We start from the raw sequence: 25,443 nt of genomic DNA, 5'->3' as shown, positions 1-25,443 counted from the left end.
TCGGCCATGGAGCGCCCGCCCTGCGGGCGCTTTTCTTCCCTTGGAACGCCATCCAGGAGACCGCAGCCTCGGGCCGCTCATGGCACACTTCCCCCTTGCCTTTCATGCCCGGGCCTGCGACCCCATATGTGACGGGGAGGCTCGGACAACATGGCAGGAATTTCCGTCACCCTCGACGGCACCAATATCCAACTCGCATTCCAGAAGGGCGAGCAATCGACGGCTGTCGTCATGGACCCCCATGCGGCCCGTTCCCTGGTCAAGGCGCTCGGGCAGTTGCTCGCCGCCATCGGCGAAGGCGCCGAATCCGGGGATGAGGACGGCGAGGAGATCCTCGACGTGACCTCTTCATCCATCGACATCGGCATGGACGAGAACGGCCAAGCGGTCCTTGCTCTCCAGGCCGGTATGCTGGCGCCCTTCCTGCTCCGTCTCAAGGACGACGAGGCCCGGCACATCGCCAACAGCCTCCTCGAAATCCTCAACAGCCCGCGGGACGTCCGGGTTTCCCTCGGCGGCCATTAGCTCGGCCGAGGGCCCCTCTCCAAACAAACCGCTGCACGAATTTAATAAAACAGTATAACATCCCGTTTTCTTGGCAGGATCAGGAGGTGAAGCGGCATGGCGGGCTGGAACGCGGGCTATATCGTCGACATCGAATACACGCATGGCTTCTACCGTGAGCTTGCTCCGAGCCTCCTGAGTTTCGCGGCCCTGATGCAGGGCGTGTCCGCGCCGGGTCTCCGGGTCGAGCCCCTCGCCTATTGCGAGCTCGGCTGCGGCCAAGGGGTGTCGACCAACGTCCTCGCGGCAGCCAATCCACACGTGGAATTCTACGCCACCGACTTCAATCCGAGCCATGTCGCCGGTGCGGAAGCCCTGGCGGGGGCGGCTCGGCTGCCCAACGTGCATTTCTTCGACGACAGCTTTGCCGAGTTCCTTGAGCGGGACGACCTTCCGGATTTCGACATCGTGGCCCTCCACGGGATCTATAGCTGGATCTCGCCCGAGAACCGCCGGACCATCGTTGAATTCATCCGTCGGAAGCTCAAGCCTGGCGGGCTCGTCTACGCCTCCTATAACGTCATGCCCGGATGGGCCTCGGTCATGCCCCTGAGGCGCCTTCTCGTGGAATATGCCGACAGGCAGGCCACCGGCTCCCGGGCGGCACGGATCCGCGCCGCGGTCGATTTCGCCGAGCGCCTGAGTACGCTCGGCACCCGCTTCTTTGCCGGCAACCCGAAACTCGCCGAGCGGCTGAAGCTCCTGAAGACCAAGGATCCCCACTATATCGCCCACGAATATTTCAACGCGGACCACAACCCCTTTTACTTCATGGACGTGGCCGAGGAATTCGCAGAGGCGAAACTGCGGTGGATCGGCTCTGCCTCCCCTCTTGAGACCATCGACGAGATCAATCTCTCGGCGGATCAGCGCAAGATGCTGGCCGAGATCGATGATATCGCCCTGCGCGAGACCCTGCGCGACCATATCGTCGACCAGGGTTTCCGAAAGGACGTCTTCATCAAGGGGCCTGTGCGGATGAGCCGATCCCTGGCAAGGGAGCGCTGGCTCGATACCCGCTTCGCCCTGACGTGCCTTCCGGGTCATGTCCCGTCCGAGGTGCAGGGCCGGGGCTACAGCATGAAGCTCCAGCCCGATTTCCATCGGGCTCTCACGTCCGCGCTCGACGGCACGCCGCGTTCTCTGCGCGAGATCATGACCTCGCCCGGCCTCGAAGACATCGGCCTCGACAAGGTCATCCAATCTCTCGTTTGCTTGGTTGGTCAGGGCAACTGCCATCCCGGCCTCGACGCGCAGGCGCTTGCGGAGCGCAAGGCGCGGACGGAGGCCTTCAACGAAGCCGTCGCGACACGGAACGTGCATGAGCCCATCGCGCTCACATTCGCATCACCCGTGACCGGGAGCGGGGTCAGGGTCGACCAGATCGACCAGATGATCTGGCTCGGGCGCAGGCGCCGGGAGGCCGACATTCCCGATTTCGTCTGGCGCTGCATGATGGAGACAGGGCACAGGCTCGCCCGGGAAGGAAAGCCGCTTACGACCCGCGAGGAGCACGTGGCGGAACTCCGGGGGAAGATCGTCCAGTTCGACGAAAAGCTCGCGCCCGTCCTTGCGGCTCTGGGCATCGACGCAGGGCCGCCGTCTCCCGGCAAGGTCCAGGATCTGCGCCGGCAGGCGTGACCTCCTCCGGTCACGCTTTCGTCAGGCCAAGGAACTTCATTACCGCCATCCGGTTGTCGAACGCGGGCGAAGTGCGCCCTGCGGAAGAGGCAGATGACGGTACACAACCCGGACTTTACCCCCATCGCTCATCCCGGCGTTCCGATCATCGACGCCAAGGCCGAGCCGACCCTGAAATATCCCGAGGCGGAGGCCTTCTATGCGGAGGCCCTGCGGGAACTGAACGCTCTCGGCCTGCCCTTCCTGCTGGCCGGGACCTATGCGCTCTCGGCCTATACGGGCATTACCCGCCCGACCAAGGATCTCGATATCTTCTGCAAGGCCGGCGACTACACGCGGGTCCTATCCCATTTCAAGAATCTCGGCTACGCGGTCGAGATCGAGGACGACCGCTGGCTCGGCAAGGTCTTCAAAGGCCGCTATTTCTTCGACGTGATCTTCGCCTCCTCGAACGGCACCATGCCGATCGGCGATCAGTGGTTCGAAAATGCCCGGCAGATCGAGGTCTTCGGAACTCCGGTCCGCATCGTCGGCCCGACCGAGCTCGTCTGGTCCAAGTGCTTTATTCAGCTCCGTCACCGCTACGACGGGGCCGATGTGGCCCATACCATTCTCAAGGCCCACGACCTGATCGATTGGCACCGCCTGCTCGGCTACATGGAAGTGCACTGGGAGGTGCTGCTCATGCATCTCCTCAACTTCCGCTGGATCTATCCGACCGAGCGGGACAACGTCCCCCGCTGGGTCATGGACGAGCTGCTCGACCGTCTCTCCAAGCAGCTCGACCTGCCGCCGCCTCAGATGAAGGTGTGCCGAGGGCGCATGTTCTCCCGCGTGGATTACGAGATTGACGTAAAGGAATGGGGCTTCGCCGATGTGGGCGGCGAAGGCGATTGGCGGAATGACTGACGAACAGCCTCTTCTGAGGGTCGCTGCAATGGGCGACCTCCACGTGCGCGAAGACAGCAACTCCTCCTATCGCGACCTGTTCGCCGAAGTCTCAAAGGATGCCGACGTGCTCGTCCTGACCGGGGACCTGACGGACCTCGGCAAGCCGCGGGAGGCCGAGATCCTGGCGCAGGACATCAAAGCCTGCTCGATCCCTATCGTCGGTGTCCTGGGCAATCACGATTATGAATGCGGCGCACCCGAAGAGGTCACGCAGATCCTGCGCGAAGCGGGCATGCGCGTCCTGGACGGCCAGTCCTGCGAGATCGACGGCGTCGGTTTCGTGGGTGTGAAAGGGTTCGCGGGCGGATTCGGGCGGCGCATGCTCGGCTCGTTCGGCGAGCCGGCCATCAAGCAGTTCGTGGGCGAGGCCATGAACGAAACCATCAAGCTCGAGAACGCCATGCGCCAGGTGCGCGCCAAGCGCTCCCTCGTGATCCTGCATTATGCCCCTATCGTCGAGACCATCGAGAGCGAGCCTCTCGAGATCTATCCCTTCCTCGGCTCGTCACGTCTTGCCGAGACCATCGACCGCTTCAAGGTCTCGGCCATCGTGCATGGCCACGCCCATCGCGGCCGCTTCGAAGGCCGCACGCCGGGCGGGCAGCCGGTCTACAACGTCGCAAAACACATCGAGAAGCCGACCGGCAAGCCTTACGCGATCCTGGAAATCTGAACCCGGATCGCGCTGAGCTTCTCTACATTTGCTGATCCTGATGGCTCTTCGCCTCGGCGAATTGTGCATTGAGGAGTTCCGCCATCTTCGCGAAGGCCTGCTGTTCACTCAGACCCGTTTCGACGCACCGGCCAGACACATAAACCGCCATTGCCGGCCGGTGATTGACCTGCTGTCTCCTGATCGAAACCTCCATTACGGCCTCCCTCAGCTGCCTCAAAAACGCGTTCCCGGATCGGTGGGATTGCCGGGCAGATAATCAGGCTCTGAGCCGGGACCCTTGGGGTCCGAGATACCGGGATCGTTCACAGGGTAAGGCGTCCGCGGCCCGGTCGGCCCCGTATCGGGACGCTCATCCGGGGATGCGGGGGGCACCTTGCTCGGAATGTGGCCGCCCGGTGTCGGCTCGCGGGTCGGGGTGCCTGGATTGACCATTTCTCATCCTTCACGGGTTGCAGGTTTCGGTTGGTCAACCGCAGCGCTCCGAAGGGGTTCCGCAGAAGCGTGCGGCCATGGGACGCCCTCGGGCCCTCGGCGGAACTCCCAGTCCGATTGCCCGTTGCCCGCCCGTCCCCCCTTCAACGACGGAGAGTCCCATGCCCGACATCAAGCAGGCGAAGATCCTCATCATGGCCACCGACGGCTTCGAGCAGTCGGAACTGATGGTCCCCCTAAAGAAGCTGTCCGAAGCCGGCGCAACGGTCGTCGTCGCCTCGCCGACGTCGCGCATGCAGCAGGAGAGCATCCGCGGCTGGAACAAGAAGGATTGGGGCGAAAGCGTGAAGGTCGACCGGAACCTGGACGACGTGAAGCCGGACGAGTTCGACGCCCTTGTGCTGCCCGGCGGGCAGATCAACCCGGACCTTCTCCGAGTGGAGCCGAAGGCCGTCGAGATTGTCCGCACCTTCTACGGGAGCGCCAAAGTGGTCGCCGCGATCTGCCACGCACCCTGGCTTCTCGTCGAGGCCGGCGTGATCAGAGACCGGCAATGCACCTCCTACCACTCCATCAAGACGGACGTGATGAACGCGGGCGGCCGGTGGCGGGACGAGGCGGTGGTCACCGACCAGGGCCTGATCACCAGCCGCAATCCCGGAGACCTGGATGCATTCTGCGCCAAGATCGTCGAGGAGATCCGGGAGGGCCGCCATTCGGGCCGCCGTCAGGCCGCAGAGTAAGGATCTTCGCCCAGACATGAAAAAACGGCCGGCGAAAAGCCGGCCGTTCTGTTTTGCAATGGTTGGGGATTAGCCCTGCTGGATCGCCGAGAGCTTCCAGGGTCCGCCCTGGTCGCGGCGGAAGGTCCAGATCTCGGTGGCCTCGACAGGCCGGGAAGGATCGCCTTCCACCACCCGTCCGGTCGCCTTGTCGGTCGTGACGTCGACCAGGGAGTAGCGCATGGCGACGGTCGCGTAATCTGCGCTCCCCTCGCGCCAGGCTTCGGCCAGATCGCCCTGGAGCAGGCGCACGCCCGAGACCGTGTTGACTACGCCGCGGGCGGCGTTGTCGTTCAGCTCTTCCTGCATGTAGCCGGCCATCTCGGGGGTCGCGAGCGACCAGAGCTTCTCCGCGTCGTGGCGCGAATAGGCATCCTGCACCTCGGTCAGAGCACGCTCAAAGGCGGCGAAATCCTGCTCGCCGATCCCGACCTCATCCCGAGCTCCGGGACGTGCCGAGCTGGCGCCAGCTGCCCGTCCAAGGCCAGCACCCAGGCCGCCGAGGCCACCGAGCCCGCTCGCCAGACCGCCAGGGCCTGTCGGCGGAACGGAGGAGCCCCCCGCCATGGAACGGGCATGGCCCTGCGGACCCGCATAAGCGGGCTCCTGACGGCGCCGGAACCACTTCATGGCCAGCGACACGAGGAAGACCACAAGGCCGATCTGGAGCAGAAGCCCCAGGAACGAGCCGAGGCCCGAGAGGCCGCCGAAGAAGCCGTGGCCCATCAGCATGCCGAACAGGCCGGCGCCGAGAAGGCCCGCCATGAGGCCCGAGCCGAAGCCGAAGCGGCGCGGCTGTGCGGCCGCAGGGTTAGGCATGCCCGGACGGTTGACCGTCGGACCCTGGTTGGGGATCTGCGAGCGCTGGATCGGAGCGGCCGCGCCCGGCGCCGTATTGGTGCTCGGGGGTGCGCTCCACGTGCGGGCGCCGCGTGAACCGAAGCTGCCCCGTCCCCCGCCGGGGCGAGCTTCCGCCGCGCTTCCGGCGAAGACGAGGGCCGCCGCGAGCGCCACCATGATACGGCTGCGGCGAGAAGCGATCTTCATCATCGTCGTCTGATATCCTTCTGGAGCGAAATGCTCCGTACATGGCATATGGGGGTATTTGCCGAGCCTTGAAAGGGGGACGATCACAGGATCGGGCGTTGCCGCACTCGCCGAAAGGCCGCCGCAAGCCGCCCACGCCGACGGTCCGGCCGCAAAAGGTGGGCCAAAGCGCTGCCCGCCCGCGTCAGCATCGCCCTGGTCATGGCCGCGATACGGCGCGCCTGACGCCAGGCCCAGGTCCCCTCGAGCCAGCCATGCACGAAATCCCGGATGGCGACGACCCTCACGAAGCACCAGGCGAACCATCCGATGGTCAGGAGCTTGTCCCGCCCGATGGCGAAGAGCCGCTCGGCGAGCCCGAGCCCCACCACCTTGGCGACGAAGAAGGTGAGCAGCCCGGATGCGAAATGGCCCAGGCTGAAGAGATAGAGCGCATAGATCTTGAACGGCTCGATGATCGCAAGCGGGATGAGAAACAGCATGAGGATGCCGTAGGGCGGCAGCCGCGCGACCGCCTGCTCGCACCACCGGACCACGGGCAGCCGTGCGAGCGCCCGCACGGCCGGAATGACGAAGGCCCGGAATGCATCGTCCACGAGCACCACGCAGACCGCGACCGTCAGGAGGATCAGGTCGAGGACCTTCCGCAATGCGCGGGACAAGGATCCGGACGGGAGCGGCATGAGGGGGCACCTGCGAAGCAATGGAACGCAATCTTCAACCCGAATGTGGAGACCGTACGGCCGTTCTCCAAGACGCTTCTTCGGGACACATCGGCGCCATCGAATTCTCTTCTGCCCGAAGGCAGGAGGAAGGTCTTGCGCCCCCCGTCCATAACCTAAGGTAAGGTTCGCGGCTTCGGGAGCGGCTCAGCTTGCACGCCGCAACGGACAGGCTCAGTCGAACGGCGGGAATCCACGCTCGGGCCGAGACAAAGGCCGCGCGGATTACTTTGCGTTCTTTCTTTGCCCCGGAATCCATTCTTTCGCCGGATCGAGACAACTCGCCCCGACCTGCCGAAGACCCGCTTTGTTCCCTCTACGTTCAAGAAGAGAACAAGATTTCCCTTTCCTATGTGACGCAAAGAAAGATCAGTCTTCGAAAGGTAAAACCATCCCCGTTATCCACAGGTTTGCGACTCGACTCCCGAAAATGCCTGTGTTCCTGATTTGTTCGAACGCCGGAAAGGACGGATGGGATGCGCAAACCCGCGGACATCGAGCGGCTCTATGTCGATTTCGATTCGTTCTTCGCCAGTGCGGAACAGCATCTCCAGCCCCACCTGCGCGGTAGGCCCGTCGGCGTCGTGCCGGTGGCCTCGGAACATACGGGCCTTATCGCGGTCAGCCGGGAGGCAAAGGCCGTGGGGATCAAGCGCGGCACCGTCGTGCGGGACGCGCGACGCCTGTGCCCCGGCATCGTCCTCGTGACGGCCCGGCACGAGCGCTACGTCGCTCTGCATCGGGAGATCATCCGCGCCATCGAGACCGTGCTTCCCGTCAAGGCCATCTGCTCCATCGACGAGATGCTCTGCGCCCTCATGCCGTCCGAGCAGGCCGATGCGCTTGGCCTCGCACGAAGGGTCAAGGGGGCGATCGCCCGCGAGGTCGGAACCACCCTCAGCTGCTCGGTGGGCCTCGGCCCCAACGAACTCCTGGCAAAGATTGCCGCCGAGTTGGAGAAGCCGGACGGTCTCGTGACCCTTCACCCGAAGGACCTGCCCGGTCCCCTCCTGTCCTTGGCCCTGACCGACATTCCGGGCATCGCCAAGGGCAATGCGGACCGCCTCGCCCGCGCCGGGATCCGCGACATGTCGGCCCTGTGGCGGATGCAGCCGAAGGAGCTGCGCCGGCTCTGGGGCAGCGTCGAGGGCGAACGCCTGTGGATGGGCCTGCACGGCTATGAGGTGGAGCGGCCGGAGACCCAGCGGCGGATGTTCGGCCACGGGCGGGTGCTCCCGACGGGCTGGCGGCACCTGGCCGGAGCCTATGCGTGCGCGCGGGTGCTCCTCGCCAAGGCGGCGAGCCGGATGCGCCGGGGCGGCTTCTCGGCCAAGACCCTCGCCCTGTGGCTGACGGACCGGGACAGCGCCGGCTGGTACGGCGAGGAGCGGTTTTTGCCGACGGCCGACGACCCCTCGCTCCTGGCGAGCCTCTCCCGGCTTTTCGGCCATGCGGAACGTGAGAACTCTGCGGGTACGCGCCTGCGCAGCGTCCATGTGACCCTGCAGGACCTGGTCGGCGCCGGGGAGCGGGCGGAGGACCTCTTCGATTTCACCGCAGAGGCCCAGATCAAGCGGCGGCAGGAATACCTGTCCGTCCTCGCCGACCGGCTGAACGCCCATTACCAGGGACGGTTGCTGCATTGGGGGCCCTGGGCCGAGCTTCCCGGTGGCTATGCGGGCGCCAAGATCGCCTTCAACCGCATTCCCGACGCGGAGGATTTTTGAAAGGCGGCCCCATAAACAGAACGGCCGCGGCAAGACCGCGACCGTTCCGGCACACGGGCGGCTGAGAGCCGCCGAGCCTCAAGCTGCCTTAACGTCAGGCAGCCTTCGCCTTGGGTTGAACCTCGGCCTCGTAATCCTCCAGGAGGGTCTTGGTGAGAGCACCGGGCGTGAAGGTGTAGGTGGCGATCTCGGCCACGGGCGTCACCTCGGCGGCGCTGCCGGTGATGAAGCACTCGCTGAAGCCGGCCATCTCCTCGGGCATGATGCGGCGCTCGACCACCTCGATGCCGCGCCGCTTGGCGAGCTCGATGACGGTCTGCCGGGTGATGCCGTCCAGGAAGCAATCGGCAATCGGGGTGTGGAGCGCGCCGTCCTTCACGAAGAACACGTTTGCGCCTGTGCACTCCGCCACGCGGCCCTGCCAGTCGAGCATGAGCGCGTCCGCGTAGCCCCGGCGCTCGGCCCGGTGCTTCGAGATCGTGCAGATCATGTAGAGGCCGGCCGCCTTGGCGGTGGACGGAGCAGTCGCCGGATCGGGCCGGCGGTATTCCGCCATGTCGATGCGGATGCCCTTCATCTTCTGGGCCGGGTCGAAATAGCTCGGCCATTCCCAGCTGGCGATGGCCAGGTGGATCTTGTTGTGCTGGGCCGAGACACCCATCATCTCGGATCCGCGCCAAGCCACGGGCCGCAGATAGGCGTCCTTCTGACCGTTCTTCTCCAGCACGAGGCGCTTGGCCGCGTCGATCTCGGCCACGCTGAAGGGAATCTCGAAATCGAGGATCTGGGCCGATTTCTTCAAGCGCTCGGCATGTTGAATCGACTTGAAGATCTCGCCGCCATAGGCGCGCTCGCCCTCGAAGACGCTGGAGCCATAATGCAGAGCGTGGGTCAGCACATGAACCTTGGCGTCCTTCCACGGTACCAGCTGCCCGTCATACCAGATCCATCCATCACGTTGATCGAAGGGGGTAGCGGACATGTGTCTTCTCCTGAATGGCGACCTGTGGTTCATCGGGGCCGCGCAATTTCCGATGCCGTTCCGCGTGGTTTCAATTTCATTCATTTCGCGGAAGCGCCTTGACGAGTAACAATCGGCCTGAGATATGTCAACAACGCTGACTTAAATAATGGACACGGACGGTGCCAGACGCAATCCCGGTTCTCAGACCCTTCAGGCCAGACGCCGACAGCCGCGCCGAGCAGCCCGCCTATGATCTCATCGAGCTGCTCTTCTTCGCCTATCGGGATTTCGTGAGCGATCCCGACCGGATCCTCGGCGAATACGGCTTCGGGCGCGCCCATCACCGGGTGCTCCACTTCGTCGACCGCCAGCCGGGCCTGACCATCGCGGAACTGCTCGACATCCTGCGGATCACCAAGCAGAGCCTGAACCGGGTCCTCAAGGAGCTGATCGAGAAGCGCTTCATCGAGAGCCGGACCGGCACGTCCGACCGTCGCCAGCGCCTGCTCTATGCCACGCTCCAGGGCCATGATTTGGCCCAGAAGCTCGCCAGTCTGCAGACGCGGCGCATCGCCCGTGCGCTCGCCGACCTGGAGCCCGATGCCAAGGACGTGGTTACCCGCTATCTCCTGCGCCTGATCGACCCGGACGACCGGGCGCATGTGGAGCGCCTCGTGTTCGGCACCGAGAAAGTCTGATAAAAGCCGAGCCGATGGAAGTTGCACGCATCGATATCCCCGACCATGCTCCCCACGTCCTCGTGGTGGACGACGACCGGCGCCTGCGCGATCTCCTGGCCCGCTTCCTGACCGAGAACGGCTACCGCATCACCACGGCCGCGAGCGCCGCAGAGGCGCGGTCCAAGGCCGAGAGCTTCGTGTTCGACGCCCTCGTGCTGGACGTGATGATGCCGGGCGAATCCGGCTTCGATTATGCGCGTAGCCTGCGCAAGGAATCGCAGATCCCCATCCTGATGCTGACCGCCCGCGCGGATGCGGCGGACCGGGTCACGGGGCTCGAGATCGGCGCCGACGATTATCTACCGAAGCCCTTCGAGCCGCGCGAGCTGCTCCTGCGCCTCGGCAACATCCTCAAGCGCGCCGTTCCGTCCGAGATCGCCTCCTCGGAGACTCCCGAGATGGTGCGCTTCGGCCCCTTCACGTACCGGTTCGACCGGGGCGAGCTGCGCCGGGGCGACGAGCTCGTGCGCATCACCGAGCGCGAGCGCGAGATCCTGACGATCCTCGGCTCCCGGGCCGGCGACAACGTCCAGCGGGAGGAGCTCGCCGGCAACGGCATCGCGGCCAACGAGCGCACGGTCGACGTGCAGATCAACCGCCTGCGCCGCAAGATCGAGATCGACCCGGCCAACCCGATCTTCCTCCAGACGGTGCGCGGCGTGGGCTATCGCCTCGTGATCGACCGATGAAGCTCAGCACGGCCCTGAAGCATTCCCCGTTCGACGTCGCCATGCGCTGGCTCGGCCGGATCCTGCCCAAGGGTCTCTATGCGCGCTCCCTCATCATCATCATTGCGCCCATCGTGCTGCTGCAATCGGTGGTGGCCTACGTGTTCATGGAGCGGCACTGGCAGCTCGTGACACGCCGCCTGTCCTCGGCCGTAACCTCCGACATCGCGGCCTTGATCGACATCTACGAGAGCTATCCACAGGACAGGGATGCGACCACCCTCGCGCGGATCGCCTCGGAGCGCCTTCAGCTCGACGTGGACATCCTCCACGACACGGACCTGCCGCCCCGGGGCCGAAGCCGTTCTTCTCGATCCTCGACGAGACCCTGTCGGACGAGCTGCGCCGGCAGATCGACCGTCCCTATTGGATGGACACGGTCGGGCGCTCGAACTTCGTCGAGATCCGCGTCAAGCTCGATTCCAACACCGTGATGCGGGTGCTGACCCGGCGCAGCCAGGCCTATGCGTCGAACTCGCACATCTTCCTGGTGTGGATGGGCGGGTCGTCCCTGGTGCTGATGGGCATCGCGATCCTGTTCCTGCGCAACCAGATCCGCCCGATCCTGCGCCTTGCGGAGGCCGCCGAGGCCCTGGGCAAGGGCCGCGAGATCGAGTTCCGCCCCCGGGGTGCCCGCGAGGTGCGGCAGGCCGGCCACTCGTTCCTCGAAATGAAGCGGCGAATCGAGCGCAACATCGAGCAGCGCACGACCATGCTCAACGGCGTGAGCCACGACCTGCGCACCATCCTGACCCGCTTCAAGCTCTCCCTCGCCCTGCTGCGGCAGACGCCCGAGGTGGAGGACCTGAAGAGGGACGTGGACGAGATGAGCCGAATGCTCGAAGGCTACCTGGCCTTTGCCCGGGGGGACGCGGGCGAGCAGGCCGTCGCGACGGATCTGCGCCCCCTGCTCGAAGACCTCCAGGTCGATGCGGAGCGGCAGGGCCATTTGACGAATCTCGACCTCGTGGGCGACCCCATCGTCATCGTGCGGCCGGACGCCTTCAGGCGCCTCATGTTCAACCTCGTGGCCAATGCGGCCCGGCACGGGGAGACGATCGAGATCAACGCCAACCACGAGACCCGCTGGCTGGTGATCCACGTGGACGACGACGGACCCGGCATCCCGCCAGAATTGCGCGAGGAGGTCTTCAAGCCCTTCGTGCGGCTGGACGAGGCCCGCAACCAGGACGAGGGTGGCTCCGGCCTCGGCCTCGCCATCGCCCGCGACATCGCCCGCTCCCACGGCGGCGACATCTCCCTCGGCGAGAGCCCCCTCGGCGGCCTGCGGGCGACGGTCCGCCTACCGGCCTGACGCGTCTGCCTGCCACGCCTCGATGGCGTGCCGGGCCGTCGGCGTGAGGGAATCGAGGATCAGCGCATCCGCGACCGGGAACCAGGCGATCTCGGTGTGCTCGTCGCCCGCATTCGTCAGCTCTCCGGTCCAGGCCTCGATGAGATACGAATGGTACCTCTTGTGACCGTTCACGGCAGGGTTCGGTTCTTCCATGGCGTCGCCCAAGGAGCAAAAGCGCGTGACCGCGATATCGAGCTCCTCGCGAAATTCCCGCACGAGCGCCTGCTCCAGGCTCTCACCGGCCTCCACATGCCCGCCGAAGATATCCCAGCAATGGGGATAGGTCCGCTTGTGAGCGGCCCTGAGCCCGAGCAGCACTCGCCCGCCGTCGTCGAAGACGAGGCCCTGGACCACCTCGTCCGTCAATAGAGCCTTCCGCCGATCGGGACCTCCCGGTCGGGGCGGATGAGCATCACATCGCCGTTGGCGTCCGGAACGCCGAGGGTCAGGACCTCGGACATGAAGGGTCCGATCTGGCGGGGAGGAAAGTTCACGACCGCCAGGACCTGGCTGCCGACGAGCTCCTCGGGCGTGTGGTTGACGGTGATCTGCGCCGAGGAGCGCTTGAGGCCGATTTCGGGCCCGAAATCGATCGTCAGCTTGAAGGCGGGCTTGCGCGCCTGCGGAAAGGGCTCCGCCGTGACGATCCGGCCGACCCGGATATCGACCTTCAGAAAATCCTCGAAAGCGATCGGCGCAGATCCCGCGCTCGCATGGTCCATGAGTGCCCCCTTCCCGTTTCGGTCAGATCGCGGCGGCCGGGTTGTTGGTCTCGCCGTCACCTTTGCGCTTCGTGTAGCTTCTCGACGAGCCGCGGCTTTCCATCAAGGCACGACCCGCGGCCCGTAACGGAGCCGTGAGACGGCGTACGTCCTCGGCCCGCTCCATGAACCGCTCGCCGCGCCGCAATTCCCGGTCGAGCCGCGCCATGGTCTTGGCGAGGGCTGGGTCGTCATCGTCGAGCCAGGTCCGCAGCGTGTTGGCATAAACGAGAGCCGCCCCCTGGATCTTCAGAGTTCCCAAGGGCCCCTCCGTGGGAATGCCCGCTGCCGCGAGCATGAAGCGCTGGGAGTTCAGCGCCTCGCGGTTGAGCGCCGCCAGTGCCAGCGGGTCGAATCGCAGGTCGCGCACGATGTTGCGGAGGGCGTCCTTGTAGGGAGCCAAGGCATCGAAGCGGCGCATGATCACGTCGAAGATCCGTTCCCGCGCCGGCTCCTGGGCGAGATCCTCCGTCGTGCCTTCGAGGACCTGGCGGTCGATCTGGCGCGAGAAAGCGCCGAGCACCGCCCCCTTGGACGGGAAGAGATCCCGGAACTCGGCGAGGGAGAGGTTCGTCGCCTCAGCGAGATCGCCGATCTCGATCTCATCCCACCGCCGCCGGGAGGCCAGCTCCATGAGGGCCTCCACCACCGCTTTGCGCTTGGATGATACGTCCATGGCCATGGCAATCTCCCGAATCGTGTTGAAAAACCTGCCCTGCTAAGTAGGTCGCGGACGGCGCCCGTCAGCCCGCCAGTTCCTCGGCCCGCCTCTTTGCCGCAGCAACCGTCTCGCGCATCAGCGCCTTCAGGCCGCCCGGATCGGCCATGAGCACCTGAAGCCCGGCGGCCGTCGTGCCGCCGGGCGAGGTCACGTTCTGGCGCAGCGTCGCGGGCGACAGGTCACTCTGGAACAGGAGTTCACCCGCTCCCGTGACCGTGGCGCGGGCGAGCCGCTGCGCGAGGTCTGCAGGCAGGCCCGCGGCGATGCCTGCCTCCGCAAGGCACTCAACGAGGTGGAACACATAGGCCGGGCCGGAGCCCGAGACCGCCGTTACGGCGTCGATCAGATCCTCCGACGGAAGCCATTCGACCGCCCCGACGCTCTTGAGGAGCGCGTCCGCCACAAGGCGCTGCGCCTCCGTGACCTCCGGGCTGGCGGCGGCGCCGGTCGCGCCGCGCCCGATGCTGGCGGGCAGGTTCGGCATGGCGCGGACGACGGCGCGGGCCTCCGGGAGGCGCTTGCGCAGATCCCCGATGGTCTTGCCCGCAAGGATTGACACGATGAGGGTTCCGGGCCCGATCAGGGCGTCCAGGTCCTTCGCGGCCTCGTCCAGCATCTGCGGCTTGATGGCGAGGACCAGCACTTCGGGCTGATCCGGCCGGGAGGGATTGAGGGCGATGCCGCGTTTCTCGCAGAGCCGCGCCATCTCGTCCGATGGGTGCGGGTCGAGCACGGTGACGCCCTGCGGATTCATACCCTGGGCGAGCCAGCCCTCCAGCATGGCGCCGCCCATCTTGCCGGCTCCGAGGAGAACGAGGGAGGACGGCAGGTGACGCGCTGGCTCGGACATGGAAAACCTTGAGGAGACGGTGACGGAGCGCGCACTCTATCCAGCCCGCCTCGACCCTGTCGAGGGCCGCTCAGGCCTCGCCCTCAGTCTCGAAGAGCACCGCGTCGAGGGCCTCCTTCGGAGACTTGCCGGCCCACATCACGAACTGGAAGGCCTGGAAGTAGCGCTCGCAAGCCTCCACGGCGACGCGCAGCATGGTCTCGCACTGGCCCTGGGTGGGATCCGCCCCGCCGGCCAGCAGGAGGGCATGGCGGAACATCACCACGTTCTCCCGGCTCCAGAGATCGAAATGCCCGACCCAGAGCTGCTCGTTGATGCGCGAGATGAGCTGAAGCAGGTCCTGCCGGCGGCGATCCGGGACCTTGAGGTCGAACGCGCAGGCGACGTGAAGCGCCTCCACGTCCTCGATCCACGTGAAGGCGATGTGATAGTCCGCCCAGCGTCCGGAGACAGAGACGGACATCTCGTCAGCCTCGGCCCGATCGAAGATCCAGTCCCGTAAGGACGCGAGCCGCTCGACCACGTCGAGCGGATGTTCCAGCCGGTCAAGTTCGATGTGAAGCTGAGGCATCTCGTTCCATGAAATTCTTGCCTGAAAGATGCCAAGCACATCCAAGCAACGCCGTAACGTAAATTCACGCGAATTCCAGAAATTTTGCTTTCAAATACCTTCGGTATCCGGAAGCTATTCCCAATTCCGCCGCGAATCAGCTCATGAAACGACAGTCTTAGATTTTGACCCCCGTCACAATGCGTCGGTCTGACCTGTCCACAAAAGCTGCCCTCACGGCAGCCACAAGGCTGTGGAAGGCGTCAGGAGGCCGGATTCGCGGGCAGGTTTTCCCCGTGCTTCGCCTCGAGCGCCGCGATCCTGGCGGCGAGGCGCTCGTTCTCCTCCCTGGCGGCCCTGACCATCTCGCGAAGCACCTCGACCTCCTCGCGGGTCGCCACGTCCATGTCCTGGATCAGGCGTTCGATCTGACTTTTGACCACAGTCTCGACTTCCCGGCGGAGGCCCTGCGCGGCGCCGGCGGCATCGGTGGCGAGGCGGGAGAGTTCATCGAAGAGCCGGTTGGAGGTCTGGGTCATGGGTCTGTCCGTGATGAGGGGGCGGGCGCCGGGCCCGCATGGGCTCACATGTGGGCGTTTTTGGCATCGGCCGCAACAGGGTTGACGATCCGGGCCCCGGCAGTCCAATGGCAGGAAAAGCGATCAGGGTTCCCCGAATGCCTCCTTCCGGCCTCGCCTTCCCCATCATCGATCCGGTCGCCTTCTCGATCGGCCCCTTCGCGATCCGCTGGTATGCGCTCGCCTATGTGGTCGGCCTTCTGGGCGGCTGGTTCTACGCGAAGCGCCTGGCCGCCCGGGCGGATCTCTGGGCACCCTCGCCGCAGCCGAAGCCCGCGGATATCGACGATCTCATCGTCTGGGTGGCGCTCGGGGTCGTCCTCGGCGGGCGGACCGGATACGTCTTGTTCTACAACCTCAAGGCCTATCTGGAGCATCCCCTGGAGATCTTCGCGGTCTGGCGGGGCGGCATGTCGTTCCACGGGGGCTTCCTCGGAGCCGCGCTCGCAATCGTGCTCTTCGCCCGCTCGCGGGGCCTCAATGCGCTGACGATCCTCGACCTCGCCTCCACGGTCGCGCCCATCGGCCTGTTTTTCGGGCGCATCGCCAACTTCATCAACGGCGAATTGTGGGGCCGCCCGGCGCCGGACTTTCCCTACGCGGTCGTCTTCCCCCATGGGGGGCCTGTCCCGCGTCATCCGAGCCAGCTCTACGAGGCCTTCGCGGAGGGGCTCGTCCTGTTCATCGTCATGACGGTCGCGGTCCGGGCCTTCGGTTTTCGCCGCCCGGGCCTTGTCGGTGGGATCTTCCTCCTCGGCTACGCCCTGGCGCGGATCGCCTGCGAGTTCTTCCGCGAGCCGGACGAGCAGCTCGGCTTCCTGTTCGGCTCCTCGGTCCGTTTCCTGGAAGGCGGCATCACCATGGGCATGCTCTTGTCAGTCCCGATGGCGCTCGCCGGGATCGCGGCCATCTGGATCGCGGCCCGGGGCTGGACGCGGTCCTCGACCGCCGCGACGGCCGCGTGAACGCCTTCGCCAGGACCTTGCACGGCCTCATCGCCCTCGAAGGGCCGATCACGGTCGAGCGCTACATGAGCCTGTGCCTGGCCCATTACTATGCCACACGCGACCCGCTCGGGTCGGCGGGAGACTTCACGACGGCGCCTGAAATCAGCCAGATGTTCGGCGAGCTGATCGGCCTGTGGATGCTCGAGACCTGGCACGCAATGGGACGACCCGGGTCCCTGCGGCTGGTCGAACTCGGCCCAGGGCGCGGTACGCTGATGGCAGACCTGCTGCGCGCCGGGCGGCTGATGCCGGATTTCCTGGCCGCTGCCTCCGTGCATCTCGTGGAGACGAGCCCGGCCCTGCGGGAGCGCCAGAAGGCGGCCCTCTCCACCTCCGGCGTGCCGGTCTCCTGGCACGACCGCCTGGAGGATGTTCCCGAGGGGCCGACCCTGATCGTCGCCAACGAGTTCTTCGATGCCCTGCCGGTGCGCCAGTTCATCGGCACGGAACGGGGCTGGTGCGAGCGCCTGGTCGGGCTCGAAGGCGAGGCGCTGGCCTTCGGCCTGAAGCCTGAGCCAGAGGCCTCCCTCGGCTCCCCTCCCCGGCTCGGGGCAATGCTCGAATGGCCTGTCGCGGGCCTCGCCGTGGCGACCGGCATCGCCCGCAGGCTCGCCCGGCAGAGGGGGGCGGCTCTGTTCATCGATTACGGCTATTGGGGCCCGGCCTTCGCGGACACGCTCCAGGCCGTGAAGGGCCACGCCTATGCGGATCCTCTGGCTGATCCCGGAGAGGCCGACCTGACGACCCATGTGGATTTCCACCGCATTGCCCAGGCGGCCGCGGGCGAAAGCCTGCGGATCCACGGCATGGCCACCCAGGGCGATTTCCTCGAAAGCCTCGGCATTGCAGCCCGGGCCGCGACCCTGAAGCGACAGGCCTCGCCCGCCCAGGCCGAGACCATCGACCATGCCCTCCAGCGCCTGACCGGCCGCGGCCCACAGGCGATGGGGGAGCTCTTTAAGGTTTTGGCCTTAAGCCATCCGAGCCTCGAGGCCGTCCCCGGATTGGCCCCCCTGCCCTCCATTCCGGCGAGGACCTGACGCCCATGTATGTCGAAGCCCCCGAACTCGCGACCTATCCCAACATCCGGCACGCCTTCTTCACCCGCGAGGGCGGCGTATCGGAGGGAATCTACGCATCCCTGAACGGCGGCCTCGGCTCCTCGGACGACCCCGAGAAAGTGCGCGAGAACCGCCGCCGCATGGCCGCGGAGCTGGAGGTCGCGCCCGAGGCCCTCGTCAGCGTGCACCAGGTCCATTCGGCCGATGCGGTGATCGTCGAGAAGCCATGGGAGGGGCAGCGCCCCAAGGCCGACGGCATGGCGACGGCCGTGCCGGGCATCGCGCTCGGGATCACGACGGCGGATTGCGGACCCGTCCTTTTCGCCGATCCTCATGTGGGCATCATCGGTGCCGCTCATGCGGGCTGGCGCGGTGCCTCCTCGGGAATTCTGGAAGCAACCCTCGAGGCCATGGAGCAGCTCGGGGCGCGGCGCGACAAGATCGTGGCGGTGCTGGGGCCCACCATCGGCCCCGACGCCTATGAGGTCGGCGGCGAATTCAGAGCGAATTTCATCGCGCTCGATTCCGGCAACGAGGATTTCTTCCGGCCGAGCGCGCGGGAAGGCCATGCCATGTTCGACCTGCCCGCCTATATCGGCCGTCGGCTGGAGTGGGCCGGGATCGGCGAATTCGCCAATCTGGGCCTCTGCACCTATTCCCACGAGGACCAGTTCTTCAGCTACCGGCGCACGACCCATCGCGGCGAGCCCGATTACGGCCGCCTGATCTCGGCCATCACGCTCATTCCCTCATACCTGTAACGTCCGGCGTCTCCCAGGCGAGGTGCTGGCCTCCGTCCACGGCGATCATCTGACCGGTGACGCTGCGGGCGCGAACGAGATACATCAGGGCATCGCCGATCTCGTCCAGGCCGCTTCCCCGCCGCAGCAGCAGCGCGTCGGTCTGCCGGGCGAAATCCTCGGCCTCCTGGCGTGCATTGGCGAGGGTCGGGCCCGGCCCGATGGCATTCACCCGGATGCGCGGTGCCAGCGCCTGCGCCATGGTCTGCGTCGCCGTGTAAAGGGCAGCCTTGGTCAGCGTGTAGGAGAAGAATTGCGGCGTGACCTTCCAGACGCGCTGATCGACGATGTTGACGATGTTTCCTTCGGCATCCTCTGGCAGCTGATGGGCGAAGTCCCGCGCCAGAAGGGCCGGTGCCCGCAGGTTCACGGCGAAATGCCGGTCCCAGCGCTCCGGCGACAGGCTCAGGACCTCGTCAGGCTCGAACTCCGATGCATTGTTGACGAGGAGCGTCAGGGGCCCGAGGGCCGCGCGCGCTTCCTCCACCATCCCGCCGACGGCTGCAGAATCCGACAGGTCGGCGCTGACGATGGCGGCCCGCCCGCCGGCGCGACGGATATCATGGGCTACCTCCTCCGCATCAGTGACGGAGCGGTGGCAATGGATCGCGACCGAATACCCTTCCCGGGCGAGCCTCTCGACGAGGCTGCGGCCGATCCGGCGGGCGCCTCCCGTGACCAGGGCCACCCCCGCAATTGCCATGGTTTCACTCATGAATTCCCCTGCACCCTGGCCGAAACGTGGCAAAAATCATCCTTGCGCCGTCAGACCCTCGAACCAACTGGGCCGTAAGGCGTTCTGTATGGCAAGGGATGCCAAGGGGAATACACAAAAAGTCTGCCACAATCCTGTCACAGTGCCCTCCAGGTGCTGTTGTGGACATGTCACAGATCTCACGAGGCTCTCGATCTATATAGGTTCCGTAGTCTGACTCGGTCCGGGACTTTCGTGTGTTTGTGTATCGGGATCGGGAATATCGAATAGGAAAGTAACCATGAAGAAAATCCTTCTCGCCAGCGTTGCTCTTTTCGGTTTCGCCGGAGCCGCCTCCGCGGCCGACCTGCCGGCGCGTGCCGCTCCTCCGGCTCCGGTGATTGCGGCCGTCCCGGTCTTCACCTGGACCGGTTTCTACGTCGGCGTGAACGCCGGCTATGGCTGGAATACGAACAACAACGACCCGTTCTTCTATGATCCGCTGCTCGGCTACTATGGTGGCAACGGCGGCAACGACGGTGGCTTCGTCGGTGGTGGCCAGGTCGGCTACAACTATCAGATGGGTCAGTTCGTGATCGGCGCCGAGGCGGACATTCAGTACGCCGACCGCGGCAGCCGCGACCGCCTCTCGTATAGCCCGGTCTATGGCTACTACTACGGCGGCAAGAGCTCCGACGACTGGTTCGGCACCGTCCGCGCCCGCGCCGGCTTCGCGTTCGACCGCGCCCTCATCTACGCCACCGGTGGTTTCGCCTATAACGGCGACAACGGCGGCTGGACGCTCGGCGGCGGTCTCGAATACGCCTTCACGAACAACCTGACCGCCCGGATCGAAGGCCTGTATGTCAATATCGACAACGGCAACAACTACGATCCCTTCTACGGAGCGGGTTACTACGGCAGCAACAAGAACAAGGACGAGTTCGGCGTGATCCGCGCAGGCCTGAACTACAAGTTCTCGTCCTACTAAGTTCGGCGCATTCGCCCATAAGAAAGGCCCGGTGGAAACACCGGGCCTTTTTCGTCTCAGGCCGTGACGCGCGTTTTGGCGAAAGCCGGGACCCGAGCCTCGAAATCGGCGAGCCAGGCAACCAGCCGGGGATGCGTCTCGCGCCATGTGCCGCCCATGCGCAGATCGAGGTAGCCAAGCGCGCAGGCGAGCGCGACATGCCCGATATGAAGGTCCGGCGCAGGCGTCGAGAGATGCGCCTCCGCATAGGCGAGCCCCCTCTCGACCTTGCCGGCCTGAAGAGCGACCCATTTCGGCTCGTGCCGGTCCGCGCTTCGATAGCGCCCCTCGTAAACCTGGAGCAGCGCCGCATCCATGATGCCGTCGGCCACAGCCTGCTGGCGCAGGACCGTGAAGCGATCCTTCCCGGCCGGGAGGATTTTTCCGCCGCCGGCCAGATGATCGAGATATTCGACGATCACCCGCGAGTCGTAGAGAACCTCGCCGTCTTCCAGGATCAGGGCTGGAATCTTGCCGAGCGGATTCTGCCGGCGCAGGGAATCCTCGGGATCGTTGGTATCGGCAGGAACGGCCTCGATGCGATCGGACAGGCCCAGGAGGGCTGCGGAGATCTTGACCTTCCGGCCGAAGGGCGAAGCGGGAGACGTGCGAAGAGTGAGCATGGGATGACCTGATAGGGACAGAACGCCCCTTCATGCCGCCCGCGCGGGCCCCCCGCAACGGATTTCAGGCAGGCGGGCCGAACGGCTCACAGCGATAGCCCGCATACGTCCCTCGGGAGAGACGCTCCGCCAGGGCCGGGAGCAGGATCTCGGCCTCCGCCTTGAGAGCCCAGGGCGGATTGAAGACGATTAGGCCGCTGCCGTTGAGGCGCGTCGGATCGCGCGGATCGTCCACGAGAATTTCCAGGCGCAGTCCCGGGCGCGGGCTCTCGGCATGCAGGCGCTCCACGAGCGCATTGACGGGCTCCAGGGCCTTGATGGGATACCAGCCCGCATAGACGCCGGTCTCCCACTTGCGCAGGGCCCCGAGGATTTCCGTGCCGAGCCGTTCGAGCTCGTTCGGCTGCTCGTAGGGCGGGTCGATGAGCACGAGCCCGCGCTTCTCCTTCGGCGGAACGAGTGCGTGAAGAGCCGTCCAGCCGTCGAGATGCAGCACCTTGAGATTGGCAACCGCGTTGAAGGCCGCGTTCAGGACCGCGTAATCGGCCGGATGTAGCTCTACGAACACGCCCCGGTCCTGCCTGCGGAGCATTTCACGCAGGATTCCGGGCGAGCCCGGATAGACGTTCTGTCCATGACGGGCGCGGACCTCCGCGACGACGCGGCGATAGGGTTCGAGCAGGGCCTCCGCGTCGGGCCCGAAGGGTTCGTCGAGGCGGCCGATTCCATCGACCCACTCGCCCGTCCGCCCGGCCTCGTCGCCGGACAGGTCGTAGAGGCCGATGCCCGCATGGGTGTCGATGACCCGCAGGGGCGTCTCCTTGCGCTGGAGATAGGCCAGGATCCGCACCAGAAGGGCATGCTTCATGACGTCGGCGAAATTGCCGGCATGGAAGGCGTGACGATAATTCATGGGGGATCTAAACCACGTTCGAAGGACGAAAGGAACGGCCTCGGCCGCGCACCGGTGCCTTCAGCGGGGCATGGGCACGGCGATCGCGCCCACGCGGCAGCCGTCCCGGTCGACCTCCGGGCAGCGGCGGAAGCCCCGCAGGTCCTTTTCGAGGCAGATGCGGATTTCCTGAAACACCCGCCGGCCGCAGGACACCGCCATCATGTCCGGCCGCAGGCCCGGATTGGCATTCGCGAAGGCCCGCTCGATCTCGATGGGCATGACCTTGGCCTCCGTCCGGGTTGTGGCGAAACCCTCCGGGATTCGCACCACCTCCTGCGCTTTCCGGACGAGTTCGAAATAAGCACTGGGGCTCACGCCCGCGCAGGTGCCGTGCTTACGCCACTGGTAGCGCGCGAGGTTGGCGTCGGGAAACAGGCCCTCGTTCTCGTCGATCACGGCGCGCGGCACGAAGCGCCCGGCGGGCTCGCAGAAGGTCGGGTAGCCGGTTTCCCATTGCGGCCACAGGCCGTGGACCACGAAGCCGAGGCCGCTGCCCTCCCGGCATTGCTCCCGTTCGTTCCCGCGGGCATTCGTCTCGCAGAAGCCTGGGGACCAGGAAAGGGCCAGGACGTAGAAGTCGAACGCACCCGTCGGGGCTCCGCGCCGCTCCTGCATGGGCTGCGCGGTGGCCGGGAGGAGGGCGAGGAGGAGCCAGGTGCCTGCCAGGGCAAGGCACCTGGCAAGAATCACGGCTGGGCCTGCTTGCACAGGGGCGCGTAGGCGTAGTTCCGGTCGAGCCCGACCACGCACCAATCGGCGCTCCAGCCGATGCCGATGAAGCCGAGCTTCTCACGGACCGAGTAATTGATCCGGCGCTTGTAGCCGTCCGACACGATCACGGTGCCGGTGCAGTAGCGGCGCGGGATGTAGTCGAGGCCCCAGGGGCGCCAGGCGGTCTCGGCCACACGCTCGAAACCCACGATGGTGAGAGACGAGGCCCAAAAGCGGCTCTCGCGGGTCGAAAAGTCGGACGAGATCTGGCCCAGGACCGAGGGATCCTCGCAGCCGGGCAGCGACGCGCTGTAGGAATGGTCCCGCCGTTCGGCCGGGGTTATCTCGCGGGCGAGCACGGGTGCACTCACCAGCACGCAGGACACCAAAGCCGCCAGCCACTTCATCGCTATCGCTCCACCGGATCGTCAGATCGTTTCAGGACCATGTAAGCGCGAAACAGGAACGTCAAGGCTCCGCTTGGGCCGGTTCAGTAGATTCCCGCCCCATGCAGCGCCAGGGGCTCCCCCGGCACCGGCGGACGGTAGGCGGGCGGAATGGCGCTCTGGTTGAGCGGGCGCAGGGGCGGAAGCTGCGACGAGGAGGTGCCGGGCACCGACAGGTCGGCCGCATAGCGCCCGCCCGGAGCAGGCGTGGAAGCGGGCCCGGGAATACCCGTGAAGCCACCCTCCGGGATGTCCTGCTCCATGTCGACCGGCGCGAGATCAGCCGTCTGCGCAGCTTCCGCAGCGGCAAGTCGGCTGCGCTCGGGATCGATCCGGGCGGCGAATTTCAGGACCGGCTTGCAGATGCGCCGCGTGCCGCGCGGGTCGTGGCGCGCCAGGTCGATATGCAGGTGGTCGTAATGATATGCATCGGAGCCGGGAGCCAGGACCGTGCTGAAATAGCGGCAGGCGCCCACGAAGACCTCGCGCAGGAATTCCTGCTCGGCCGGATCGCCCTTCCAGCCTTTGGCCACTGCGATCTCCCGCCCGTCGGCCAGGACGAAGGCCATGACGTCGAGGGCATTGCCGAAGGCATGCTCCGACACCTTGGCGCCCCTCTGGTTGTTGCGCGGGCGGCAGGAATAGGACCCCGCCTTCAGGTCAATGACCGGCACCCCGAAATACAGGGTAGCGGCGGGCTTTACGATCTCGTCGATCCAGGTATCGATCCGGGGAATGATCGGACAGGCCAGGGTCACCTTGGATTTCAGGCCGACGGCGCCGTTGTTGAAGGCCGAGACCTTGAACGGATGATCCATGCCGCACACGCCGGGCCCGTCGATCTTCGACGAGAGGGCCATATAGGCGGAGGGCTGGACGAGCTGCTGGGACAGGCAGGCTTCCTCGGCCTGGGAACGCCAGGGCTCGCGCTGTTCGAATCGGAACAGTCCGCACCCCGTCAACCCGAGCCCGACCAGCGATAGGGCAATGAACGCAACAAACCCGCGACGCATGGGATCAGACTAGGCCGACGGGCGTAAACAGACCGTCAACGGCGAAACCTTCGACCCACCGAGATCTTCCTAAAAGGAAATGCAAGCGCAGGAGACGAAAACCTTTGAAACCTATAGCATTTCAGGAAAAAACCTGTTCGATTCACCAATATATGTGAAGATTTTCCAAAGCGCGCCGCACAATATCTTTTTTTCCACTCCGGGCCTACGCCTGATTTTGCTGACGTTCCAGGTGTTTAACTCTGCTCTACCGTACGACCGAACCGCTTGCGCCGTTTCGATTGATGAAGGGAGGCTTTTCACCTTGTTAAAGCTTTGTTAATTTACCCCTTCATTTAGACAGGGACTCTCATGAACCTGACGTCGAAGTTGGACAAGGCTTCCAAGCTCAACATCGCAGCGGTGTGCGTTTCGCTCGCCTTCATCTGCGCTATCGTGGTCGGGGTGTTCTGAACGAAATTCAAGTCGGCTCCGGCCCGACGAGACTATTCGACCCAACGCTTTCATGACATGCGCTGCCGGAGAGATCCGGCAGCGTTTTTTCATGAATCGAGGCAGGGTGTCTCGCTGAAGATCCAAGACGTCACATTGAGCACCATGTCGCAACGGGCGAGGCGCGGCCCGTCCGGCGTCCTGAGGCAGACATTCTGGCCGACCGCAAACATCCGGCCCGCGGCCCGGCAATAGCAATCGGCCGGGTCATGACTCGGAATCTGGGCCACGGCCCCTCCAGTCAGCAGCAGGCTCAAGGCGACAACGACGTACCGCATAGGCGCCTCCGTCGGTCCTTTCAGATCGCGATGGTCCGCCTCCGGCGCCCGACCGTCAAGGGCAAGGGACCGCCGGGCTCAGCTCCACCGCCCGGCAGCCGCATCGTCTGCGCTCTTCGCCGCGACCCACTCGCCGACCGTCCCGTCCTTCAGGTGTTCGCGCTTCCAGAACGGCGCCCGGGTCTTCAGGTAATCCATGAGAAAGGACGCGGCCTCGAAGGCGGCCTCCCGATGGGCCGAGGCCGTCAGGACTAGGACGATCTCCTCGCCCGGCTGCACCAGCCCGTAGCGGTGAACGACCGCGAGACCGAGAAGCGGCCAGCGTTCCCCGGCCATCCGGGCGATGCGTCCGATCTCTTCCTCGGCCATGCCGGGATAATGTTCGAGCTCCAGGGCCGAGAGGCGCCCGCCCTCGTCGCGGCACAGGCCCGTGAAGGATACGACGGCGCCGATATCGGCACGGCCATCCGTGAGCGCCGACGTCTCCGCGGCCACGTCGAAGCTTTCCCGTTGGATCCGGACAGTGGCGTTCACGGCCTCAC

The 25,443-nt window shown here is 65.6% G+C and carries 31 protein-coding genes and 1 pseudogene; 13 read left to right on the top strand and 19 right to left on the bottom strand.

The window, feature by feature from the left end:
• Window positions 1-150 precede the first annotated feature (150 nt).
• The 4 genes from C4E04_RS05335 (at window position 151) to C4E04_RS05320 (ending at window position 3,829) form a co-directional block, all read left to right on the top strand.
• On the top strand, window positions 151-525 hold the full coding sequence (locus C4E04_RS05335; protein WP_109595653.1) for a hypothetical protein: 375 nt from the start codon (window positions 151-153) through the stop codon (window positions 523-525).
• A gap of 96 nt (window positions 526-621) precedes the next feature.
• Window positions 622-2,205, top strand: a complete 1,584-nt coding sequence (locus tag C4E04_RS05330) for a class I SAM-dependent methyltransferase (RefSeq protein WP_109595651.1) — start codon at window positions 622-624, stop codon at window positions 2,203-2,205.
• A gap of 93 nt (window positions 2,206-2,298) precedes the next feature.
• Window positions 2,299-3,114, top strand: coding sequence for a nucleotidyltransferase family protein (locus tag C4E04_RS05325; RefSeq protein ID WP_109595649.1), 816 nt, complete (start codon window positions 2,299-2,301; stop codon window positions 3,112-3,114).
• Entirely contained in the window at window positions 3,107-3,829 is a 723-nt protein-coding gene (locus C4E04_RS05320; protein WP_162559291.1) for a metallophosphoesterase, read from the top strand. The genes C4E04_RS05325 and C4E04_RS05320 overlap by 8 nt, the downstream gene beginning before the upstream one ends.
• A 22-nt stretch (window positions 3,830-3,851) precedes the next feature.
• Here C4E04_RS05320 and C4E04_RS05315 read toward each other — a convergent pair whose 3' ends face one another.
• Window positions 3,852-4,025, bottom strand: coding sequence for a hypothetical protein (locus C4E04_RS05315; protein WP_162559290.1), 174 nt, complete (start codon window positions 4,023-4,025; stop codon window positions 3,852-3,854).
• A gap of 20 nt (window positions 4,026-4,045) precedes the next feature.
• Window positions 4,046-4,264 carry a hypothetical protein gene (locus tag C4E04_RS21715; protein WP_109595645.1) on the bottom strand — a complete coding sequence of 73 codons (219 nt, stop codon included), beginning with the start codon at window positions 4,262-4,264 and terminating at the stop codon, window positions 4,046-4,048.
• A gap of 161 nt (window positions 4,265-4,425) precedes the next feature.
• Between C4E04_RS21715 and C4E04_RS05305 the strand changes: the two genes are divergently transcribed.
• Entirely contained in the window at window positions 4,426-5,007 is a 582-nt protein-coding gene (locus tag C4E04_RS05305; RefSeq protein ID WP_109595643.1) for a type 1 glutamine amidotransferase domain-containing protein, read from the top strand.
• A gap of 69 nt (window positions 5,008-5,076) precedes the next feature.
• On the opposite strand, the gene C4E04_RS05300 is transcribed toward C4E04_RS05305, so the two are convergent.
• On the bottom strand, window positions 5,077-6,096 hold the full coding sequence (locus tag C4E04_RS05300) for a Tim44 domain-containing protein (RefSeq protein WP_109595641.1): 1,020 nt from the start codon (window positions 6,094-6,096) through the stop codon (window positions 5,077-5,079).
• Window positions 6,097-6,176: 80 nt separating this feature from the next.
• Window positions 6,177-6,776: a hypothetical protein gene (locus C4E04_RS05295; RefSeq protein WP_109595639.1), complete on the bottom strand. Its 600-nt coding sequence runs from the start codon at window positions 6,774-6,776 to the stop codon at window positions 6,177-6,179.
• Window positions 6,777-7,291: 515 nt separating this feature from the next.
• Between C4E04_RS05295 and C4E04_RS05290 the strand changes: the two genes are divergently transcribed.
• Window positions 7,292-8,542, top strand: a complete 1,251-nt coding sequence (locus C4E04_RS05290; protein ID WP_109595636.1) for a type VI secretion protein ImpB — start codon at window positions 7,292-7,294, stop codon at window positions 8,540-8,542.
• A 94-nt stretch (window positions 8,543-8,636) separates the two neighbouring features.
• Here the strand turns inward: C4E04_RS05290 and C4E04_RS05285 are convergent, their stop codons facing one another.
• On the bottom strand, window positions 8,637-9,524 hold the full coding sequence (locus C4E04_RS05285) for a branched-chain amino acid aminotransferase (protein ID WP_109595634.1): 888 nt from the start codon (window positions 9,522-9,524) through the stop codon (window positions 8,637-8,639).
• Between the two features lie 161 nt (window positions 9,525-9,685).
• Here C4E04_RS05285 and C4E04_RS05280 point away from each other — a divergent pair, with 161 nt between their 5' ends.
• The 3 genes and pseudogenes from C4E04_RS05280 to C4E04_RS05270 all read left to right on the top strand — a co-directional run bounded on the left by C4E04_RS05280 (window position 9,686) and on the right by C4E04_RS05270 (window position 12,289).
• Window positions 9,686-10,204, top strand: coding sequence for a MarR family winged helix-turn-helix transcriptional regulator (locus C4E04_RS05280; protein WP_109595631.1), 519 nt, complete (start codon window positions 9,686-9,688; stop codon window positions 10,202-10,204).
• Between the two features lie 14 nt (window positions 10,205-10,218).
• Window positions 10,219-10,935, top strand: a complete 717-nt coding sequence (locus C4E04_RS05275) for a response regulator (protein ID WP_109595628.1) — start codon at window positions 10,219-10,221, stop codon at window positions 10,933-10,935.
• Window positions 10,936-10,976: 41 nt separating this feature from the next.
• Window positions 10,977-12,289, top strand: a pseudogene (locus C4E04_RS05270) (ATP-binding protein).
• On the opposite strand, the gene C4E04_RS05265 reads toward C4E04_RS05270, so the two are convergent.
• The 6 genes from C4E04_RS05265 to C4E04_RS05240 form a co-directional block, all read right to left on the bottom strand.
• Window positions 12,278-12,697 carry an NUDIX hydrolase gene (locus tag C4E04_RS05265; protein ID WP_109595624.1) on the bottom strand — a complete coding sequence of 140 codons (420 nt, stop codon included), beginning with the start codon at window positions 12,695-12,697 and terminating at the stop codon, window positions 12,278-12,280. The pseudogene C4E04_RS05270 and the gene C4E04_RS05265 overlap by 12 nt on opposite strands.
• On the bottom strand, window positions 12,694-13,053 hold the full coding sequence (locus C4E04_RS05260) for a tRNA-binding protein (protein WP_109595622.1): 360 nt from the start codon (window positions 13,051-13,053) through the stop codon (window positions 12,694-12,696). Before C4E04_RS05260 ends, C4E04_RS05265 begins: the two co-directional genes overlap by 4 nt.
• Before the next feature lie 22 nt (window positions 13,054-13,075).
• On the bottom strand, window positions 13,076-13,774 hold the full coding sequence (locus tag C4E04_RS05255) for a TetR family transcriptional regulator (RefSeq protein WP_109595620.1): 699 nt from the start codon (window positions 13,772-13,774) through the stop codon (window positions 13,076-13,078).
• Between the two features lie 61 nt (window positions 13,775-13,835).
• Window positions 13,836-14,663, bottom strand: coding sequence for a pyrroline-5-carboxylate reductase (proC, locus tag C4E04_RS05250; protein ID WP_109595618.1), 828 nt, complete (start codon window positions 14,661-14,663; stop codon window positions 13,836-13,838).
• A gap of 70 nt (window positions 14,664-14,733) precedes the next feature.
• On the bottom strand, window positions 14,734-15,234 hold the full coding sequence (locus C4E04_RS05245) for a YbjN domain-containing protein (protein ID WP_109595616.1): 501 nt from the start codon (window positions 15,232-15,234) through the stop codon (window positions 14,734-14,736).
• 242 nt (window positions 15,235-15,476) lie between these two features.
• Complete coding sequence (locus C4E04_RS05240; protein WP_109595614.1) at window positions 15,477-15,752, bottom strand: accessory factor UbiK family protein; 276 nt, start codon at window positions 15,750-15,752, stop codon at window positions 15,477-15,479.
• A 137-nt stretch (window positions 15,753-15,889) separates the two neighbouring features.
• Here C4E04_RS05240 and lgt point away from each other — a divergent pair, with 137 nt between their 5' ends.
• Genes lgt through pgeF form a run of 3 tightly spaced genes read left to right on the top strand, consistent with a single transcriptional unit; the run spans window position 15,890 to window position 18,620 of the window.
• Window positions 15,890-16,756, top strand: coding sequence for a prolipoprotein diacylglyceryl transferase (lgt, locus tag C4E04_RS05235; RefSeq protein ID WP_109595612.1), 867 nt, complete (start codon window positions 15,890-15,892; stop codon window positions 16,754-16,756).
• The gene (locus C4E04_RS05230) at window positions 16,753-17,838 is read left to right on the top strand and encodes a class I SAM-dependent methyltransferase (RefSeq protein WP_371682037.1); all 1,086 of its coding nucleotides are present in this window, start codon (window positions 16,753-16,755) and stop codon (window positions 17,836-17,838) included. Before lgt ends, C4E04_RS05230 begins: the two co-directional genes overlap by 4 nt.
• A 5-nt stretch (window positions 17,839-17,843) precedes the next feature.
• Window positions 17,844-18,620, top strand: a complete 777-nt coding sequence (gene pgeF, locus C4E04_RS05225; RefSeq protein WP_109595610.1) for a peptidoglycan editing factor PgeF — start codon at window positions 17,844-17,846, stop codon at window positions 18,618-18,620.
• Here the strand turns inward: pgeF and C4E04_RS05220 are convergent.
• On the bottom strand, window positions 18,601-19,374 hold the full coding sequence (locus tag C4E04_RS05220) for an SDR family oxidoreductase (protein ID WP_162559289.1): 774 nt from the start codon (window positions 19,372-19,374) through the stop codon (window positions 18,601-18,603). The genes pgeF and C4E04_RS05220 overlap by 20 nt on opposite strands.
• 280 nt (window positions 19,375-19,654) lie before the next feature.
• On the opposite strand from C4E04_RS05220, the gene C4E04_RS05215 reads away from it, so the two are divergent.
• The gene (locus C4E04_RS05215) at window positions 19,655-20,344 is read left to right on the top strand and encodes an outer membrane protein (protein ID WP_109595605.1); all 690 of its coding nucleotides are present in this window, start codon (window positions 19,655-19,657) and stop codon (window positions 20,342-20,344) included.
• Window positions 20,345-20,400: 56 nt separating this feature from the next.
• On the opposite strand, the gene C4E04_RS05210 is transcribed toward C4E04_RS05215, so the two are convergent.
• From C4E04_RS05210 to C4E04_RS05175, 7 genes are all read right to left on the bottom strand, one after another.
• Window positions 20,401-21,006 carry a glutathione S-transferase family protein gene (locus C4E04_RS05210; protein ID WP_109595602.1) on the bottom strand — a complete coding sequence of 202 codons (606 nt, stop codon included), beginning with the start codon at window positions 21,004-21,006 and terminating at the stop codon, window positions 20,401-20,403.
• Between the two features lie 64 nt (window positions 21,007-21,070).
• On the bottom strand, window positions 21,071-21,919 hold the full coding sequence (locus tag C4E04_RS05205; protein WP_109595600.1) for a 23S rRNA (adenine(2030)-N(6))-methyltransferase RlmJ: 849 nt from the start codon (window positions 21,917-21,919) through the stop codon (window positions 21,071-21,073).
• Window positions 21,920-21,979: 60 nt separating this feature from the next.
• Window positions 21,980-22,651: a ribonuclease T2 gene (locus C4E04_RS05200; RefSeq protein WP_109595598.1), complete on the bottom strand. Its 672-nt coding sequence runs from the start codon at window positions 22,649-22,651 to the stop codon at window positions 21,980-21,982.
• Entirely contained in the window at window positions 22,648-23,079 is a 432-nt protein-coding gene (locus tag C4E04_RS05195; protein WP_109595596.1) for a hypothetical protein, read from the bottom strand. The genes C4E04_RS05200 and C4E04_RS05195 overlap by 4 nt, the downstream gene beginning before the upstream one ends.
• 83 nt (window positions 23,080-23,162) lie before the next feature.
• Window positions 23,163-24,131, bottom strand: coding sequence for an extensin family protein (locus C4E04_RS05190; protein WP_109595594.1), 969 nt, complete (start codon window positions 24,129-24,131; stop codon window positions 23,163-23,165).
• Window positions 24,132-24,673: 542 nt separating this feature from the next.
• Window positions 24,674-24,901 (bottom strand): hypothetical protein, encoded by a 228-nt coding sequence (locus tag C4E04_RS05180; RefSeq protein ID WP_109595590.1) that lies wholly within the window; start codon window positions 24,899-24,901, stop codon window positions 24,674-24,676.
• A 78-nt stretch (window positions 24,902-24,979) separates the two neighbouring features.
• Window positions 24,980-25,435, bottom strand: coding sequence for a molybdenum cofactor biosynthesis protein MoaE (locus C4E04_RS05175; RefSeq protein WP_109595588.1), 456 nt, complete (start codon window positions 25,433-25,435; stop codon window positions 24,980-24,982).
• Window positions 25,436-25,443: the final 8 nt, after the last annotated feature.

The sequence above is a fragment of the Microvirga sp. 17 mud 1-3 genome (genome assembly GCF_003151255.1).
In the GTDB taxonomy this organism is placed as follows: domain Bacteria; phylum Pseudomonadota; class Alphaproteobacteria; order Rhizobiales; family Beijerinckiaceae; genus Microvirga.
The sequence above is the reverse complement of the archived record's forward strand: the minus strand, read 5'-3'. Positions and strand labels throughout refer to the sequence as shown.

Bases quoted from the DNA above. Each gene is read 5' to 3' on its own strand.
- C4E04_RS05285 (WP_109595634.1), bottom strand. From the start codon at position 9,524: ATGTCCGCTACCCCCTTCGATCAACGTGATGGATGGATCTGGTATGAC.
- C4E04_RS05305 (WP_109595643.1), top strand. From the start codon at position 4,426: ATGCCCGACATCAAGCAGGCGAAGATCCTCATCATGGCCACCGACGGC.
- C4E04_RS05260 (WP_109595622.1), bottom strand. From the start codon at position 13,053: ATGGACCATGCGAGCGCGGGATCTGCGCCGATCGCTTTCGAGGATTTT.
- proC (WP_109595618.1), bottom strand. From the start codon at position 14,663: ATGTCCGAGCCAGCGCGTCACCTGCCGTCCTCCCTCGTTCTCCTCGGA.
- pgeF (WP_109595610.1), top strand. From the start codon at position 17,844: ATGTATGTCGAAGCCCCCGAACTCGCGACCTATCCCAACATCCGGCAC.
- lgt (WP_109595612.1), top strand. From the start codon at position 15,890: ATGCCTCCTTCCGGCCTCGCCTTCCCCATCATCGATCCGGTCGCCTTC.
- C4E04_RS21715 (WP_109595645.1), bottom strand. From the start codon at position 4,264: ATGGTCAATCCAGGCACCCCGACCCGCGAGCCGACACCGGGCGGCCAC.
- C4E04_RS05295 (WP_109595639.1), bottom strand. From the start codon at position 6,776: ATGCCGCTCCCGTCCGGATCCTTGTCCCGCGCATTGCGGAAGGTCCTC.
- C4E04_RS05190 (WP_109595594.1), bottom strand. From the start codon at position 24,131: ATGCGTCGCGGGTTTGTTGCGTTCATTGCCCTATCGCTGGTCGGGCTC.
- C4E04_RS05275 (WP_109595628.1), top strand. From the start codon at position 10,219: ATGGAAGTTGCACGCATCGATATCCCCGACCATGCTCCCCACGTCCTC.
- C4E04_RS05320 (WP_162559291.1), top strand. From the start codon at position 3,107: ATGACTGACGAACAGCCTCTTCTGAGGGTCGCTGCAATGGGCGACCTC.
- C4E04_RS05290 (WP_109595636.1), top strand. From the start codon at position 7,292: ATGCGCAAACCCGCGGACATCGAGCGGCTCTATGTCGATTTCGATTCG.
- C4E04_RS05215 (WP_109595605.1), top strand. From the start codon at position 19,655: ATGAAGAAAATCCTTCTCGCCAGCGTTGCTCTTTTCGGTTTCGCCGGA.
- C4E04_RS05300 (WP_109595641.1), bottom strand. From the start codon at position 6,096: ATGATGAAGATCGCTTCTCGCCGCAGCCGTATCATGGTGGCGCTCGCG.
- C4E04_RS05220 (WP_162559289.1), bottom strand. From the start codon at position 19,374: ATGAGTGAAACCATGGCAATTGCGGGGGTGGCCCTGGTCACGGGAGGC.
- C4E04_RS05180 (WP_109595590.1), bottom strand. From the start codon at position 24,901: ATGCGGTACGTCGTTGTCGCCTTGAGCCTGCTGCTGACTGGAGGGGCC.
- C4E04_RS05210 (WP_109595602.1), bottom strand. From the start codon at position 21,006: ATGCTCACTCTTCGCACGTCTCCCGCTTCGCCCTTCGGCCGGAAGGTC.
- C4E04_RS05335 (WP_109595653.1), top strand. From the start codon at position 151: ATGGCAGGAATTTCCGTCACCCTCGACGGCACCAATATCCAACTCGCA.
- C4E04_RS05325 (WP_109595649.1), top strand. From the start codon at position 2,299: ATGACGGTACACAACCCGGACTTTACCCCCATCGCTCATCCCGGCGTT.
- C4E04_RS05245 (WP_109595616.1), bottom strand. From the start codon at position 15,234: ATGCCTCAGCTTCACATCGAACTTGACCGGCTGGAACATCCGCTCGAC.
- C4E04_RS05315 (WP_162559290.1), bottom strand. From the start codon at position 4,025: ATGGAGGTTTCGATCAGGAGACAGCAGGTCAATCACCGGCCGGCAATG.
- C4E04_RS05240 (WP_109595614.1), bottom strand. From the start codon at position 15,752: ATGACCCAGACCTCCAACCGGCTCTTCGATGAACTCTCCCGCCTCGCC.
- C4E04_RS05205 (WP_109595600.1), bottom strand. From the start codon at position 21,919: ATGAATTATCGTCACGCCTTCCATGCCGGCAATTTCGCCGACGTCATG.
- C4E04_RS05255 (WP_109595620.1), bottom strand. From the start codon at position 13,774: ATGGCCATGGACGTATCATCCAAGCGCAAAGCGGTGGTGGAGGCCCTC.
- C4E04_RS05195 (WP_109595596.1), bottom strand. From the start codon at position 23,079: ATGAAGTGGCTGGCGGCTTTGGTGTCCTGCGTGCTGGTGAGTGCACCC.
- C4E04_RS05330 (WP_109595651.1), top strand. From the start codon at position 622: ATGGCGGGCTGGAACGCGGGCTATATCGTCGACATCGAATACACGCAT.